This window comes from Nocardiopsis oceanisediminis, from assembly GCF_048595525.1.
In the GTDB taxonomy this organism is placed as follows: domain Bacteria; phylum Actinomycetota; class Actinomycetes; order Streptosporangiales; family Streptosporangiaceae; genus Nocardiopsis_A; species Nocardiopsis_A oceanisediminis.
In genome coordinates, this window is sequence record NZ_JAFMZJ010000001.1 from 5,492,474 (window position 1) to 5,505,213 (window position 12,740).

Below are 12,740 nucleotides of genomic sequence, written 5' to 3' on the forward strand. Positions count from 1 at the left end.
GGTAGTGGTGCGGGGCGCGGCGGCTCCGGGATCCCCGGTGCCGCCGCGCCCCGGCCGGCCCGTGCGCGGGCGGAGGCGTCCGCCCCGCGCGCTACGGCTCCGTCGGGACCTCGATCTCGCCGTCGATGATCTGCTGCTCGGCCTCGTCCAGCTCCTCGCGGACGTCGGCGATCTGCTCCTCGTTGGAGTCGGCGTAGCCCACGCCGCCGCTGGCCAGGTCGAAGCGCTGCACCCCGGTCTGCGGCTCGCCCTCGGCGACCGAGGAGACGAAGTCGAAGACGGCGTTGTCGACCCGCTTCATCGCGGAGGTGACCACATAGGGCTTCTGCTCGTCGGAGGCGTTCTCGTACTGGTCGCTGTCGACCCCGATGAACAGCGCCTCCTCCTCGGCGACGGCCTCCAGCACGCCGGTGCCGGAGGCGCCGGCGGCATGGTAGACGACGTCGGCGCCGCGGTCGATCTGGCTCTTGGCGGCGGACTTGCCCGCGCCGGGGTCCTGGAAGCCCTGCATGTCCGGCGGCTGGGTGAGGTACTGCCGCTCGATCTCGATGCCGGGGTCGACGTGCTCGACGCCGGCCGCGTAGCCCGCCTCGAACTTGTGGATCAGCCGGGTCTCCACCCCTCCGACGAACCCGACGTGGTCCTCCTCGGTCTTCAGTGCGGCGGCCACCCCGGCCAGGAAGGACGCCTGCTCCTCGGCGAAGACCAGGCTGGTGACGTTGTCGACGTCGTCGATCTCCTCGTCGACGATGGCGAAGTGCGTGTCCGGGAACTCCGGGGCGACCTCGCGCATCGGCTCGGCGTAGGCGTAGCCGACGCCGATCACCACGTCGAACCCCTGGTCGGCCATGAGGCGCAGCCGGTCGATCTTGGCGCTGTCCGGCTCGTCGGGGTTGGGCTCCAGGTCCTTGACCTCGCCGATGCCGAGCTCCTCCTCCACCCGCTGGAGCCCCTGGTAGGCGGAGTCGTTGAACGATTTGTCCCCGCGGCCGCCGATGTCGTAGGCGAGGCCGACCCGGATGTCGGCGCCGCCCTCCCCCTCTCCTTCCCCCTCTGCGGAGCCGCCCTGCTGCGGGTTGTCGCAGGCGGTCAAGGCGAGCGCGACCGCGCCCGCGGAAGCGGCGGCGGCGAGCCTGGCCGCGAATCTGCTTCTCACGTGAGCATCTCCCCTTCGAGCACCGGTCCGGCACGCGGTCGGCGAGTCGGCGACCGGGTCATGCAGCCGGACGATAACCCCGGCGGGGATTTGCGACCAATGGCCATGGAGGGGTTGTTATGAAGGCGAGAGACGACCGTTGTCGGGAACGCGAAAGTTTCCTCCGACTTTTCCTTGACAGGGGACGGGGCGAACGGAAGGCGGCCCGTTCCGCGCCGTTCCGTCACCGCCCGCCTACCGCAATTCCGTTAATCCCTGCTTTCCCGGGAGTTTCACTCTGCTTACCGCTCCCGGGGCCGGTCCGGGGACGAGGCTACGCCTGCGGCGCGCCGCCCCGCGGCTCCGACACGGCGCCGCTCGGCTCCCGGGCCAGGAAGTCCCGGACCGCCTCCTTGAAGGCCCGCGCGGAGACGGCGTTGGCGTGCGTGCGGCCGGGCACCCGGACCGCCCGCGCCCCGCACCCGGCGGCCAGCTCCTCCACGCCCTCGGCGATGGCGTCCCGCTCACCGGCGACGAACAGCAGCGGCGCCCCGGGGGCCGGTTCGGGGGTGAACGGGTGCGCGGCCTGGCCCCGCGCGCAGGCCGCGAGCGCCTCGGCCTCGTTGCCGGGCACCTCCAGCACGCTCTGGAAGAGCCGCCCGAACGGCGACGGGTCGGTGTCCAGCCGGTCCAGGTCGGCGCCGGCGAAGGGGTCGCGCGGGCCGAACCCGGCGAGCACCGCGCGCCGGACCCGGTCCGGCCGGCGCAGCGCCAGCTCCCAGGCGTTGCGCGAGCCCATCGAGTAGGCGAGCAGGTCGGCCCGGGGGACCTCCAGCGCGTCCAGCACCCGCTCCGCGTCGGCGGCGATCTCGGCGGGCGCGTAGGCGCCGTCCCGGTGCGGCCGCCCGCTGCCGCCGTGGCCGCGCAGGTCGAGCCCGATCAGGGTGCGACCCTCCAGCGCCGCGGGCCATCCGGCGCGCACCCAGTTCAATTCGTGGTGGGACCCGAAGCCGTGCATGAAGAGGACGGGCGGAAGGCCGCTCTCCGGATCGCCGTATTCCACCGTGCAGCGCAGGGGGACCTCCCCCGGAATGAACCGCTCCATTTCCCACCGTTTCATATTTCCATGGACGTGGATCGCCCTTCATCGCCGAAAGGGCGTTTCTGGGCGCCGCACGTATCGATCATGTCCGTTCGCCCGTTTCACCGCCCTTTTCCGAGGCGGCCCCGGCGCCCGCTCCCGCAGTGCGACCGGAAGGGGCGGGGCGCCGGGGCCGCTCCGGCCGGAGGGGGCTCCCTCCGGCCGCCGGTCCCCGAGGCGCGGCCTGCGGGGCCGGTCCTCCGGCGCTCAGTCCTCCGGCGGGCGGAGCCGGACCCGGCGCCGGGCGGCCTTCTCCTCCTTGGGCACCGTCCCGACGATCCCGGCCTCCCGCGGCACCTCGAAGGTGACCAGCGCGGCGCCGACCGGCACCACGTCGTCCACCTCCGCGTGCAGCCGCAGCACGGTGCCGGAGAAGGGGGAGGGCACCTCCACCGCGGACTTGGTGGTCTCCAGCTCCACCAGGGGGGCGTTCCGCTCGATCCGGTCGCCCGGAGCGGCCAGCCACTCCAGCACGGTCGCCTCGACCAGCCCCTCGCCCAGGTCGGGGAGGGTGAAGGTGCGCTCGGTGGTCTCGGTCATCGGCGTCGGTACTCCAGGGTCCTCTGGACCGCGAACAGGATGCGGTCGGCGGTGGGCAGGTACTGCGGCTCCAGCGGGCCGGCGGGGTAGGGGACGTCGAAGCCGGCGACCCGCTCCACCGGGGCGGCCAGCTCGCCGAAGGCCCGCTCGGTGACCAGCGCCGACACCTCCGCGCCCAGCCCCGCGGTGAGCGGGGCCTCGTGCACGACCACCACCCGGCGGGTGCGCGCCGCCGAGGCCGCCAGGCCCTCGGCGTCGATCGGCTTCAGCCAGCGCAGGTCCAGCACCTCCAGCTCGACGCCGTCCTCGGCGGCCAGCTCGGCCGCCTGCAGGCAGCGGTGGACCATCGCCCCCCATGCCACCAGCGTGGCGTGCCGGCCGGGCCGGACCACGCGGCTCCGCCCGATCGGCGTGTCGTCGGCGGCCGCGGCGCGCGGGTCGACCGGGCGGCGCTCCCAGTAGCGCGCCTTGGGCTCCAGGTAGACCACCGGGTCGTCGCAGCGCACCGACTGCACCAGCAGCCGGTAGGCCTCGGCCGGGTCGGAGGGGGCGGCGACCTTGAGCCCGGGGACGTGCGCGAAGAGCGCCTCCAGGCTCTCCCCGTGGTGCTCGGGCGCCTGGATCCCGCCGAAGCTGGGCAGCCGGAGCGTGACCGGCATCGGCAGCGCGCCCCGGCTGCGGTAGTTCATCCGGGCGAGCTGGTTGACGATCTGGTCGACCGCCGGGTAGGCGAACCCGTCGAACTGCAGCTCGGGGATGGGCCGCCAGCCGTTCATCGCCAGGCCGACCGCCATCCCGGCGATCGCGGACTCGGCCAGCGGGGTGTCGAACACCCGGTCCGGGCCGAACTCCGCCTGGAGCCCGTCGGTCACCCGGAACACCCCGCCGAGCCGCCCGACGTCCTCGCCGAAGACGAGGGTGCGCGGGTCCTCGGCGAGGACGGTGCGCAGCGCGGCGTTGATCGCCTGCTGCATGGACATCTCCCGGGGGGAGCCGGGCTCCTCGCCCGGCGCCTCCTCGCGGGCCCCGGTCTCCTCGGTCACGGTCACAGCTCGACCTCCTCGCGCCAGACGCGCCGCTGCCGCGCGAGCTCCTCGGTGGGCTCGCGGAACACGTGGGTGAACAGATCCGAGCCGTCCGGCTCGGGCGCGGCGGCGACAGCGTCGCGCACCGCCTCGGCGCGCTCCGCCGCCCGCTTCTCCGCCTCGGCGAAGAACGCACCGTCGCCGCTGCCGTCGGCCTCCATCCGGGCGCGCAGCGCCGGGATCGGGTCGCGCTCCCGCCAGGCGTGCTCCTCGGCCAGGTCCCGGTAGCGGGTGGGGTCGTCGGAGGTGGAGTGCGGCTCGACCCGGTAGGTGAGCGCCTCGATCAGGGTGGGGCCGCCGCCCGAGCGGGCCCGCTCCAGCGCCTCGGCCATCGCCGCGTGCACCGCGGCGGCGTCGTTGCCGTCCACCTCGGCGCCGGGCATGCCGTAGCCCGCGGCCCTGGCGGCCACCGATCCCCCGGCGACCTGGCGCTCGTTGGGCACCGACAGCGCCCAGCGGTTGTTCTGGCAGAAGAAGACCACCGGGGCCCCGTAGACCCCGGCGAAGTTCATCGCCTCGTGCACGTCGCCCTCGGAGCTGGCCCCGTCGCCGAAGTAGGCGACGGCGCAGCCGGGGCCGCCGCGCAGCCGCTCGCCGACCGCCCAGCCGACGGCGTGCGGCACCGGGCCGCCGACGACCGCGTTGATCGGGGCGAAGCGCGAGGCCGCCGGGTCGTAGAGGCCGCCGTGCCACAGCGCGCGGTGGCTGGCCATGTAGCCGGGCATGTCCACGCCCATGGCGAGGGCGACGCCCATCTCCCGGTAGGTGGGGAAGGCGAAGTCGCGCTCGGCGTCGATCGCCAGCGCGCCCGCGACCTGGGCGGCCTCCTGGCCGCGCAGCGAGACGTAGGCCGGGAAGACGCCCTGGCGCTGCAGGGCGACGGCCTCCTCGTCGATCCTCCGCGCGGTCAGCATGTCGAGGTAGCAGCGCCGCGCGAGCTCGGGGTCCAGTGCCGGTCGGGCACCGGCGCCGGATGGCTCCGTGGTCGGCATGGGGGTGGGCTCCCTGTCACCGTCGTGGCTCCCCGGGGCGGTGGGTGCCGCCCCGGGCCGCCGCACCGGGCTCCCCGGAGGGCCGGACGGGCCCCGGAGGGCCGCGGCGCGACCTGGTGCGCCCGATTCTGACCATGGAGTGAACGTTTGCGCTAGATATCCGAGAAAAGTCGATACAAAACGGCACGGCCGCGGTTATGCTGTGCGGAATCGTCTAAGTGCAGGCGGCGGTTTCCCGCCCGGACGGGCTCCCCCGCCGGACAGGGCCCGCCCGGAGCGAGGGGGGCCGCATCGCAGCAGCAGCCGGCCGGCCCCTCGGGGCGCCGCCCGCCTCACAGCTCCGGGAAGGGGTCCCGGGGCAGGTCGCCGCCGTCCAGCTCGGCGTCGCAGGCGTTGATCACCGAGACGTACTCGTCCTCCACCTCGAAGGTGTGCCCGCCCAGCTCGAAGACGGGGATCAGGTTGGTCTCCACCGGCCCGAGGCGCACCCCCCGGGGGAAGACGTGCCAGATCCGCTTGGGCCTGGTGCGGCTCCAGAACCGGTTGGACAGCACGGTGACGGCCGAGTCGGTCACCACGAAGACGAAGTAGACGGTCTCGTTCCAGGAGGCCGGGAAGATGTAGCGGATCTCCTCCCCGGCGGGCAGGAAACCGCGCACCCTCCGGCGCATCTCGGCCGAGACCGGCATCCGCTCCACCCGCCCTCCGCGGCCGCGGATCGCCCCCGGCTTCCGGGGCGCGGCCGTGATCCCATGCTAGGCCGGACCCGCCCCGGGCGCCCGGGCCGAGAGCACCGAACGGAATTCCGAAAGGTTTCTCCGCCCGCCCGCACCCCACCGAAAAATACGGACGAAACACCCCAATCTTCCATCTCAGCATTCAAGATAGGAATGGACTATTCCGTCTCATAACTGGTAACCCGTTACATCGAACCTGCAGAACATGGAGACGCCGCATGGCCCACGGGGAACCCCGACCCGGTCCAAACGCACCACCCGCCGACGAGGAGAGGCCGCGGCAGCGCCGCCCGGCCCGCCTGCCCGACCCCACCGACGAGGTGATCATCTCCGCGCTGGCCGAGGACGCCAGGACCGGCATCACCGAGATCGCCGCCCTCGCCAACGTCTCCCGCGCCACCGCCTACAACCGGATCAAGCGGCTCACCGACGACGGCATCATCCAGGGCTACTCGGTCATCGCCGACCACGCCCGGATGGGCCTGGGCGTCACCGCGCTGGTCCTCATCTCCGGCAGCCAGCCCGACTGGCGGGCCAACCGCGAGGTGCTCTCCTCCTACCCGGAGGTCGAGTACTGCTGGTACGTGGTCGGCTCCGCCGACATCGTGCTGCTCGTCCGGGTCGCCGACACCGACCGGCTCCGCGACCTCATACTGACCCGGCTGCAGTCCCTGCCCGGCGTCACCGCGACCCAGACCCTCACCGTGATCGACGAGGTCGTGCACCGCCCCGTGGTCCGCCCCGACCAGTGACCGGGCGCCGCACCGCGCCCGCCGCTCCCCTCCCCTGACCCCTTCCCCCGCACCGGCGGCCACCGGCGCGCCCCTGCCCCCGGCGCGCGCCCGCCCCGGAGCACCGGCTCCGCCTCCCCCTTTCTCCCCCGCTTCTCCGCCGGCCCGCGGCCGCACCCGCCCGCAGGGCGCCCTATCCGGCCCGGAACAGCTCGGCCACCGCGCCCTTCAGCTCCTCCAGCCGCTCCCCGGCCCGGGTCCGCGCCTCCTCGACCTCGCCGGCCACCGGCAGCACCACCTCCAGGTAGGCCTTGAGCTTGGGCTCGGTCCCCGACGGCCGCAGCGTGAGCCGGCCCCGGGCGGGACCGGACAGCCGGTAGCGCAGCGCGTCGGTCGGCGGCAGGCCGCGCAGCCCCGGCGCGAAGTCCTCGGCCTCCTCCACCGCCATCCCGCCGAAGGAGTCCGGCGGCCGCTCGCGCAGCCCGCGCATCACCCCGGCGATCTGCCCGGAGTCCCGGGTGCGCAGCGAGGACTGGGCCGTGGCGTGCAGCCCGTAGGACCGGGCCTGGTCGTCCAGCAGGTCGAGCAGGGTGCGGCCGTCCCGCTTCGCCTCGGCCGCCAGCGCCGCCGCGACCAGCGCCGCGCCGATGCCGTCCTTGTCCAGCACCGGCCGCCCGCCGTCCCCGCCCAGGCAGTAGCCGAGCGCCTCCTCGTAGCAGAGCACCTGGCGCTCCCCCGGGCGCACCGCCCGCACCAGCCACTTGAAGCCGGTCAGCGCCTCGGCGCAGCGCACCCCGTGCGCGGCGGCGATCTTGGGCAGCAGCCCCGCCGAGACGATGGTGGTCGCCACCGAGCGGTCCGGCCCCGAGGTGCGGCGGAGCACGTACTCGGCGAGCAGCCCGCCCAGCTCGTCGCCGGTGAGCATGCGCCGGCCGGGCACGCCCACCGCCAGCCGGTCGGCGTCCGGGTCGTTGGCGATGACCAGATCGGCGCCGGTCCGCTCGGCGTACCGCATCGCCGGGTCCATCACCCCGGGCTCCTCGGGGTTGGGGAACGGCGCGGTCGGGAAGTCCGGGTCCGGATCGGCCTGCTCGGGCACGGTCAGCGGCGGCGCGAACCCGTGCGCCGCGAAGGCCCGGCCGAGGACCGCGCCGCCGACGCCGTGCAGCGGGGTGTAGGCGGTGCGCAGCTCCCGCTCCTCGCCCAGCGGCAGCCCGCCGAGCGCGGCGATGTAGTCCTCCACGACGCCGTCCGGCAGCACCGCCCAGTCGCCGCCGCGCGGGATCAGGTCCACCGGCGGCGCGGCGTCGATCGCCGCGGAGATCAGGGCGTCGTCCGGCGGGACGATCTGGGCCCCGGCCGGCTCGGGCCCGGGGCCCCCGGTGGCGCCCCGGTAGACCTTGTAGCCGCTGTCCCGGGCGGGGTTGTGGCTGGCCGTCACCATCACCCCGGCCGCGGCGCCGGTGCGCCGCACCGCGTAGGCCAGCACCGGGGTGGGCAGCGCCCCGGGCAGCAGCAGCGCCCGGCAGCCCGCCCCGGCCAGCACCTCGGCGGTGTCCCGGGCGAAGTCGGCGGAGCGGTGCCGGGCGTCGTACCCGATCACCACGCCCGCGCCGGGCCCGGCCCAGGCGGCCACCCCGGCGGCGGCCCGCGCCACGGTGGCCCGGTTCATCCGGTTGGGCCCGGCCCCCAGCTCGCCGCGGAGCCCGGCGGTGCCGAACTCCAGGCGGGCGCCGAACCGGTCGGCGAGCGCGGCGTCGTCCCCGGCCTCCAGGAGGGCCGCCAGCTCCGCGCGGGTCTGCGGGTCCGGGTCGCGGCGGAGCCAGTCCCGCGCCCGCTCGCGGAGCCCGGCGGGCTCTTCCGCCCGGCCCGTCACCGGGCGCCCCCGGGAAGGGGGCCGGTGCCGGGCCGGGCGGGCGGAGCCGCCGCGGTGCGGGGCCGGCTTCGGGGGTACCGCGGACTACCTGGCGAGAAACGGGCGCGCATGTGGATTCCCAAGGGACTCGCGCCCCTTCCCCGGCGGGCCCGGTGCCGCTCCGTCCGAGGCTGCGGTGCGGCGGCGCCGGGCCCGCCGCGGAGGGAGCGGGCGGACGGCGGGAGGGGGAGGACGGGGCGCGGAGGGCGCCCCCGGGGGTCAGATCCTGCGGACGACCCCGGCGAGCAGCCCGCCGACGCCGGCGGCCGCCCTGCGGCCCTCCTCCAGGACCTCGGTGTGGTCCAGCGGCCCCTCGGCCAGCCCGGCGGCGACGTTGGTGACCAGGGAGAGGCCGAGCACCGGGGCGCCCAGGGCGCGGGCGGCGATCGCCTCCAGCACGGTGGACATGCCGACCAGGTCGGCGCCGAGCGCGCGGAGCATCCGGATCTCCGCCGGGGTCTCGAAGTGCGGTCCGGGCATCGCCGCGTAGACCCCCTCCGGCAGGGACGGGTCGATCTCCTTGGCCAGCGCCCGCAGCCGGGGGTCGTAGGTGTCGCTGAGGTCGACGAACTCCGCGCCGCGCAGCGGCGAGCGCGAGGTGAGGTTGATGTGGTCGCTGATCAGCACCGGGGACCCGACCGGCACGTCCGGGCGCAGGCCGCCGGCGGCGTTGGTGAGCACCACGGTGCCCGCCCCGGCGGTGACCGCGGTGCGCACCCCGTGCACCACCGCGTCCGGCCCGTACCCCTCGTACAGGTGGGTGCGGCCGAGCATCACCAGCACGTCGGCCTCGCCGGCGCGGACCGAGCGGACGGTTCCGGCGTGCCCGCCGACGGTGGGCGCGGGGAAGCCGGGCAGCTCGGTGACCGGGAACTCCTCTTGGACCTCGCCGAGCGCCTCGGCGGCCGGCCCCCACCCCGAGCCGAGCACGATCACGGCGCGGAACGCGTCCTTTCCGGTGCGGTTGCGCAGCTCGTCCGCTGCTTTTCGGGCCAGGACGGTCGGATCGGTGGTCAAGGTCGCCTCTCCTCGCGGTCGTCGGTGCCTGCCGTGATCCTTCCCCCACACCGGCCCCGATGGCAACGGTCCGCGCCCTTTCCGCCGCGCCGGTCCCGGGTTCCGGCCGGCTCCGCGGCGCCCCGGCGCGGGCCCGGCGGCGGGGGCGGGGACCCGCCTGCAGGCTCCCCGCACCCGGACCGACCGCGCCGGCACCGCCCCCGGACCGCGGCGGAGAGCGGCGCGGCCCCGGTCTGAACGGGCCCGCGCGGGCGGGCGGAACGGCGGGGACGCCCTTCATCGGAGAACCACCGGAGCGGCTGCGCCGGCGGCCTCCCCGAGGGGCGGGGGCCGGGTCCCGCCCCGGCCGTCACCGGGCCGGCGACGCGGGCCCCGGGGCGGGCGGCAGCGGCTTGGCCAGGACGTGCTGGGGGCCGGCGGTGCCGCCGAGGTAGAGGCGGCCGGTGTCGGCGAAGCCGCCGGCCAGGTAGGCGCGGCGGGCGGCCGGGTTGGCGGTGTTCACGGTCAGCAGGATCTCCCGGGCGGCCGGCGCCACCTCCCGGGCCAGCGGGTCGAGCCGGGCGCAGGCGGCGCGGCCGATGCCCTGCCCCTGCCGCTCCAGCGCGATGAGGAACGAGCGGAGCAGCACCGCGCGCTCCGGGGCGTCGGTGATCGCGGTGCCGGGGACCACGCCGGTCCCGGAGGGCACCGAGGTGTCGAGGATGCCGAAGCCGACCTCCTCCCCGCCGCTCAGCACCGCGAACGGGACCTGGCCGGCGGCGGCGTCGGCCTTGGGCAGGGTGGCGGCGACCGGGGCGACGAAGCGGCGCTGCCCCGGGGCCGGGCGGAGCCCGCCGACCCGGGCGCGGGCCCGCTCGGTCCGGGGGCCGGGGCGGTCCAGCCGGAGCAGCTCGACCGGGGCGCGGTGCGGGGCGGCGCCGCCGGGGGCGGTTCGGGGGACGGTCATGGGGTTTCGAGCCTCCTCCTCCCGGCCCGCGCCGCGGCCCCCGGGCCGGGCGCTGCGGCCCGGCCGGGTGCGGTTCTACAGTCCGACCGGGTGCCAGACGGTCTTGGTCTCCAGGAACGGGGTGATCCGGGAGAGCCCGGGGTCGGCGGACCAGTCCGGGGCCTCCTGCGGGCGCAGCACCCGCTTGAGGGTGTCCGCCGCGGCCTCCTCCAGCTCCGCGGCGAGGTCCCCGGCGCCGGCCAGGTCGAGCGCGTTGACGTCGGCGTGCGCGGCCAGGTGCGGGGCGAGCTCCGCAGTGCGGCCGGTGAGCAGGTTGACCACCCCGCCGGGCAGGTCGGAGGTGGCCAGCGCCTCGGCCAGCGCGACCGCGGGCAGCGGCGCCCGCTCCGCGGCGACCAGCACCGCCGTATTGCCGGTGGCGATCACCGGGGCCAGCACCGAGACCAGGCCGAGCAGCGGCGCGTCCTGGGGCGCGAGCACCGCGACGACGCCGGTCGGCTCGGGGACGGAGTGGTTGTGGTAGGGCCCGGAGACGGGGTTGGCGCCGCCGACGACCTGGGCGACCTTGTCGGTCCAGCCGGCGTAGTAGACCCACCGGTCGATCGCGGCGGAGACCTCCGCCTCGGCCTCCGGGCGGCGGGCGCCGCGGGCCGCGGCGGTCTCGGCGGCGAACTGGGCGCGGCGGCCCTCCATCATCTCCGCGACCCGGTAGAGGATCTGGCCCCGGTTGTAGGCGGTCCGGCCGGACCAGCCGCCGAACGCCTTGCGCGCCGCCGCGACGGCGTCCCGGGCGTCCTTGCGCGAGGCCAGCGCCGCGTTGGCCAGGTGTGCGCCGTCCGCCGAGGCCACGGAGTAGGACCTCCCCGATTCGGAGCGGGGGAACGCCCCGCCGATGTAGAGCTTGTGGGTCTTGCGGACCGCGAGCCGCTCGCGGGGGGTGCCCGGCTCGGGCCGCTCCCGGCGGGCGCCCTCGGCGCGGGCGGGCCCGGCCGGCGCGCCCTGGCCGGCCGCCTTCCCGGTCCGCTTCTTCTCCGCCCTCTTCTCAGCCAAGGTAGGCCTCCAGACCGTGGCGCCCGCCCTCCCGGCCGTAGCCGGACTCCTTGTAGCCGCCGAACGGGCTGGCCGGGTCGAACTCGTTGAAGGTGTTGGACCACACCACTCCGGCGCGCAGCCGCTGCGCGGTCCACAGCATCCGCGACCCCTTCTCGGTCCACACGCCGGCGGAGAGCCCGTAGGGGGTGTTGTTGGCCTTGGCCACCGCCTCGTCGGGGGTGCGGAAGGTCAGCACGCTCAGCACCGGGCCGAAGATCTCCTCCCGGGCGATCCGGTGCGCCTGGGTGACGCCGGTGAACACCGTCGGCGGGAACCAGTTGCCGCGCTCCGGCAGCGCGCAGGGGGCGGTCCAGGCCTCCGCTCCCTCGGCCTCGCCGGCGGCGGCCAGCTCGCGGATCCGCTCCAGCTGCGCCGCGGAGTTGATCGCGCCGATGTCGGTGTTCTTGTCCAGCGGGTCGCCCAGCCGGAGCAGGGAGATGCGGTCGCGCAGCCGGTCCAGGAACTCCTCGGCGACCGACTCCTGGAGGAGCAGCCGGGACCCGGCGCAGCAGACGTGGCCCTGGTTGAAGAAGATCCCGGTGACGACGCCCTCGACGGCCTGGTCGATCGCGGCGTCGTCGTAGACGATGTTGGCGCCCTTGCCGCCCAGCTCCAGGGTGAGGCGCTTGCCGGTGCCGGCGACGGCGCGGGCGATGCCCCGCCCCACCGCCGTGGAGCCGGTGAAGGCGACCTTGTCCGCGCCGGGGTGGCCGACCAGCAGCCGGCCGGTCTCGCCCGCCCCGGTGACGATGTTGACCACGCCCGGCGGGAGGTCGGCCTCCCGGCAGATCTCGGCGAACAGCAGCGCCGACAGCGGGGTGGTCTCGGCGGGCTTGAGCACCGCGGTGTTCCCCGCGGCCAGCGCCGGGGCGATCTTCCAGGCCAGCATCAGCAGCGGGAAGTTCCACGGCACGACCTGGGCGCACACCCCGACCGGGCGGGGGTCGCGGCCGAGCCCGGCGTAGGCCAGCTTGTCGGCCCAGCCGGCGTGGTAGAAGAAGTGCGCGGCGGCCAGCGGGACGTCGGCGTCCCGGGTCTCCTTGATCGGCTTGCCGTTGTCCAGGGTCTCCAGCACCGCGATCTCGCGGGAGCGCTCCTGGATGATGCGGGCGATCCGGAACAGGTACTTGCCGCGCTCGGCGCCGGGCATGTCCCGCCAGACCGTCTCGTAGGCGCGGCGGGCGGCGGCCACCGCCCGGTCCACGTCGGCCTCCCCGCAGACCGCCACCTCGGCCAGCGGCTCGCCGGTGGCCGGGTTCGACGTGGTGAGGTACTCGCCGGTCTTGGCCGGGGCGAACTCCCCGTCGATGAACGGCTCGTAGCCGGGCTCCAGTACGACCTGGGCGCGCGACTCCGGTGCGGGCGCGTACTCCAGGGGCGATCCGGTGCTCGGCGCACCGGCGTCCGCG

At 75.8% G+C, this 12,740-nt stretch carries 12 protein-coding genes; 1 reads left to right on the forward strand and 11 read right to left on the reverse strand.

Annotated features, from left to right (window positions below):
• Positions 1-91: 91 nt before the first annotated feature.
• The 6 genes from J0910_RS23930 to J0910_RS23955 all read right to left on the reverse strand — a co-directional run bounded on the left by J0910_RS23930 (position 92) and on the right by J0910_RS23955 (position 5,582).
• Entirely contained in the window at positions 92-1,156 is a 1,065-nt protein-coding gene (locus J0910_RS23930) for a BMP family lipoprotein (protein WP_420160786.1), read from the reverse strand.
• Between the two features lie 313 nt (positions 1,157-1,469).
• Complete coding sequence (locus tag J0910_RS23935; RefSeq protein WP_420160787.1) at positions 1,470-2,255, reverse strand: alpha/beta fold hydrolase; 786 nt, start codon at positions 2,253-2,255, stop codon at positions 1,470-1,472.
• Positions 2,256-2,483: 228 nt separating this feature from the next.
• Complete coding sequence (locus J0910_RS23940; RefSeq protein ID WP_420160788.1) at positions 2,484-2,816, reverse strand: biotin/lipoyl-containing protein; 333 nt, start codon at positions 2,814-2,816, stop codon at positions 2,484-2,486.
• Positions 2,813-3,796, reverse strand: coding sequence for an alpha-ketoacid dehydrogenase subunit beta (locus J0910_RS23945; protein ID WP_420162071.1), 984 nt, complete (start codon positions 3,794-3,796; stop codon positions 2,813-2,815). The genes J0910_RS23940 and J0910_RS23945 overlap by 4 nt, the downstream gene beginning before the upstream one ends.
• A 65-nt stretch (positions 3,797-3,861) precedes the next feature.
• Positions 3,862-4,893: a thiamine pyrophosphate-dependent enzyme gene (locus J0910_RS23950; RefSeq protein ID WP_420160789.1), complete on the reverse strand. Its 1,032-nt coding sequence runs from the start codon at positions 4,891-4,893 to the stop codon at positions 3,862-3,864.
• Positions 4,894-5,225: 332 nt separating this feature from the next.
• Complete coding sequence (locus J0910_RS23955) at positions 5,226-5,582, reverse strand: hypothetical protein (protein WP_420162072.1); 357 nt, start codon at positions 5,580-5,582, stop codon at positions 5,226-5,228.
• Between the two features lie 266 nt (positions 5,583-5,848).
• Between J0910_RS23955 and J0910_RS23960 the strand changes: the two genes are divergently transcribed.
• Positions 5,849-6,382: an Lrp/AsnC family transcriptional regulator gene (locus tag J0910_RS23960; protein ID WP_420160790.1), complete on the forward strand. Its 534-nt coding sequence runs from the start codon at positions 5,849-5,851 to the stop codon at positions 6,380-6,382.
• A 172-nt stretch (positions 6,383-6,554) separates the two neighbouring features.
• On the opposite strand, the gene J0910_RS23965 is transcribed toward J0910_RS23960, so the two are convergent.
• The 5 genes from J0910_RS23965 to J0910_RS23985 form a co-directional block, all read right to left on the reverse strand.
• Complete coding sequence (locus J0910_RS23965; RefSeq protein WP_420160791.1) at positions 6,555-8,237, reverse strand: phospho-sugar mutase; 1,683 nt, start codon at positions 8,235-8,237, stop codon at positions 6,555-6,557.
• A gap of 258 nt (positions 8,238-8,495) precedes the next feature.
• Positions 8,496-9,293 carry a purine-nucleoside phosphorylase gene (locus J0910_RS23970; protein ID WP_420160792.1) on the reverse strand — a complete coding sequence of 266 codons (798 nt, stop codon included), beginning with the start codon at positions 9,291-9,293 and terminating at the stop codon, positions 8,496-8,498.
• A gap of 349 nt (positions 9,294-9,642) precedes the next feature.
• Positions 9,643-10,239 (reverse strand): GNAT family N-acetyltransferase, encoded by a 597-nt coding sequence (locus J0910_RS23975; RefSeq protein WP_420160793.1) that lies wholly within the window; start codon positions 10,237-10,239, stop codon positions 9,643-9,645.
• A 75-nt stretch (positions 10,240-10,314) separates the two neighbouring features.
• Complete coding sequence (locus J0910_RS23980; RefSeq protein ID WP_420160794.1) at positions 10,315-11,289, reverse strand: aldehyde dehydrogenase family protein; 975 nt, start codon at positions 11,287-11,289, stop codon at positions 10,315-10,317.
• Positions 11,282-12,706 (reverse strand): aldehyde dehydrogenase family protein, encoded by a 1,425-nt coding sequence (locus tag J0910_RS23985; protein WP_420162073.1) that lies wholly within the window; start codon positions 12,704-12,706, stop codon positions 11,282-11,284. Before J0910_RS23985 ends, J0910_RS23980 begins: the two co-directional genes overlap by 8 nt.
• Between the last annotated feature and the right edge of the window lie 34 nt (positions 12,707-12,740).

Excerpts from the sequence above, each read along its gene's own strand:
- J0910_RS23935 (WP_420160787.1), bottom strand. The coding sequence starts at position 2,255 with ATGAAACGGTGGGAAATGGAGCGGTTCATTCCGGGGGAGGTCCCCCTG.
- J0910_RS23940 (WP_420160788.1), bottom strand. The coding sequence starts at position 2,816 with ATGACCGAGACCACCGAGCGCACCTTCACCCTCCCCGACCTGGGCGAG.
- J0910_RS23945 (WP_420162071.1), bottom strand. The coding sequence starts at position 3,796 with ATGTCCATGCAGCAGGCGATCAACGCCGCGCTGCGCACCGTCCTCGCC.
- J0910_RS23950 (WP_420160789.1), bottom strand. The coding sequence starts at position 4,893 with ATGCCGACCACGGAGCCATCCGGCGCCGGTGCCCGACCGGCACTGGAC.
- J0910_RS23955 (WP_420162072.1), bottom strand. The coding sequence starts at position 5,582 with ATGCCGGTCTCGGCCGAGATGCGCCGGAGGGTGCGCGGTTTCCTGCCC.
- J0910_RS23960 (WP_420160790.1), top strand. The coding sequence starts at position 5,849 with ATGGCCCACGGGGAACCCCGACCCGGTCCAAACGCACCACCCGCCGAC.
- J0910_RS23975 (WP_420160793.1), bottom strand. The coding sequence starts at position 10,239 with ATGACCGTCCCCCGAACCGCCCCCGGCGGCGCCGCCCCGCACCGCGCC.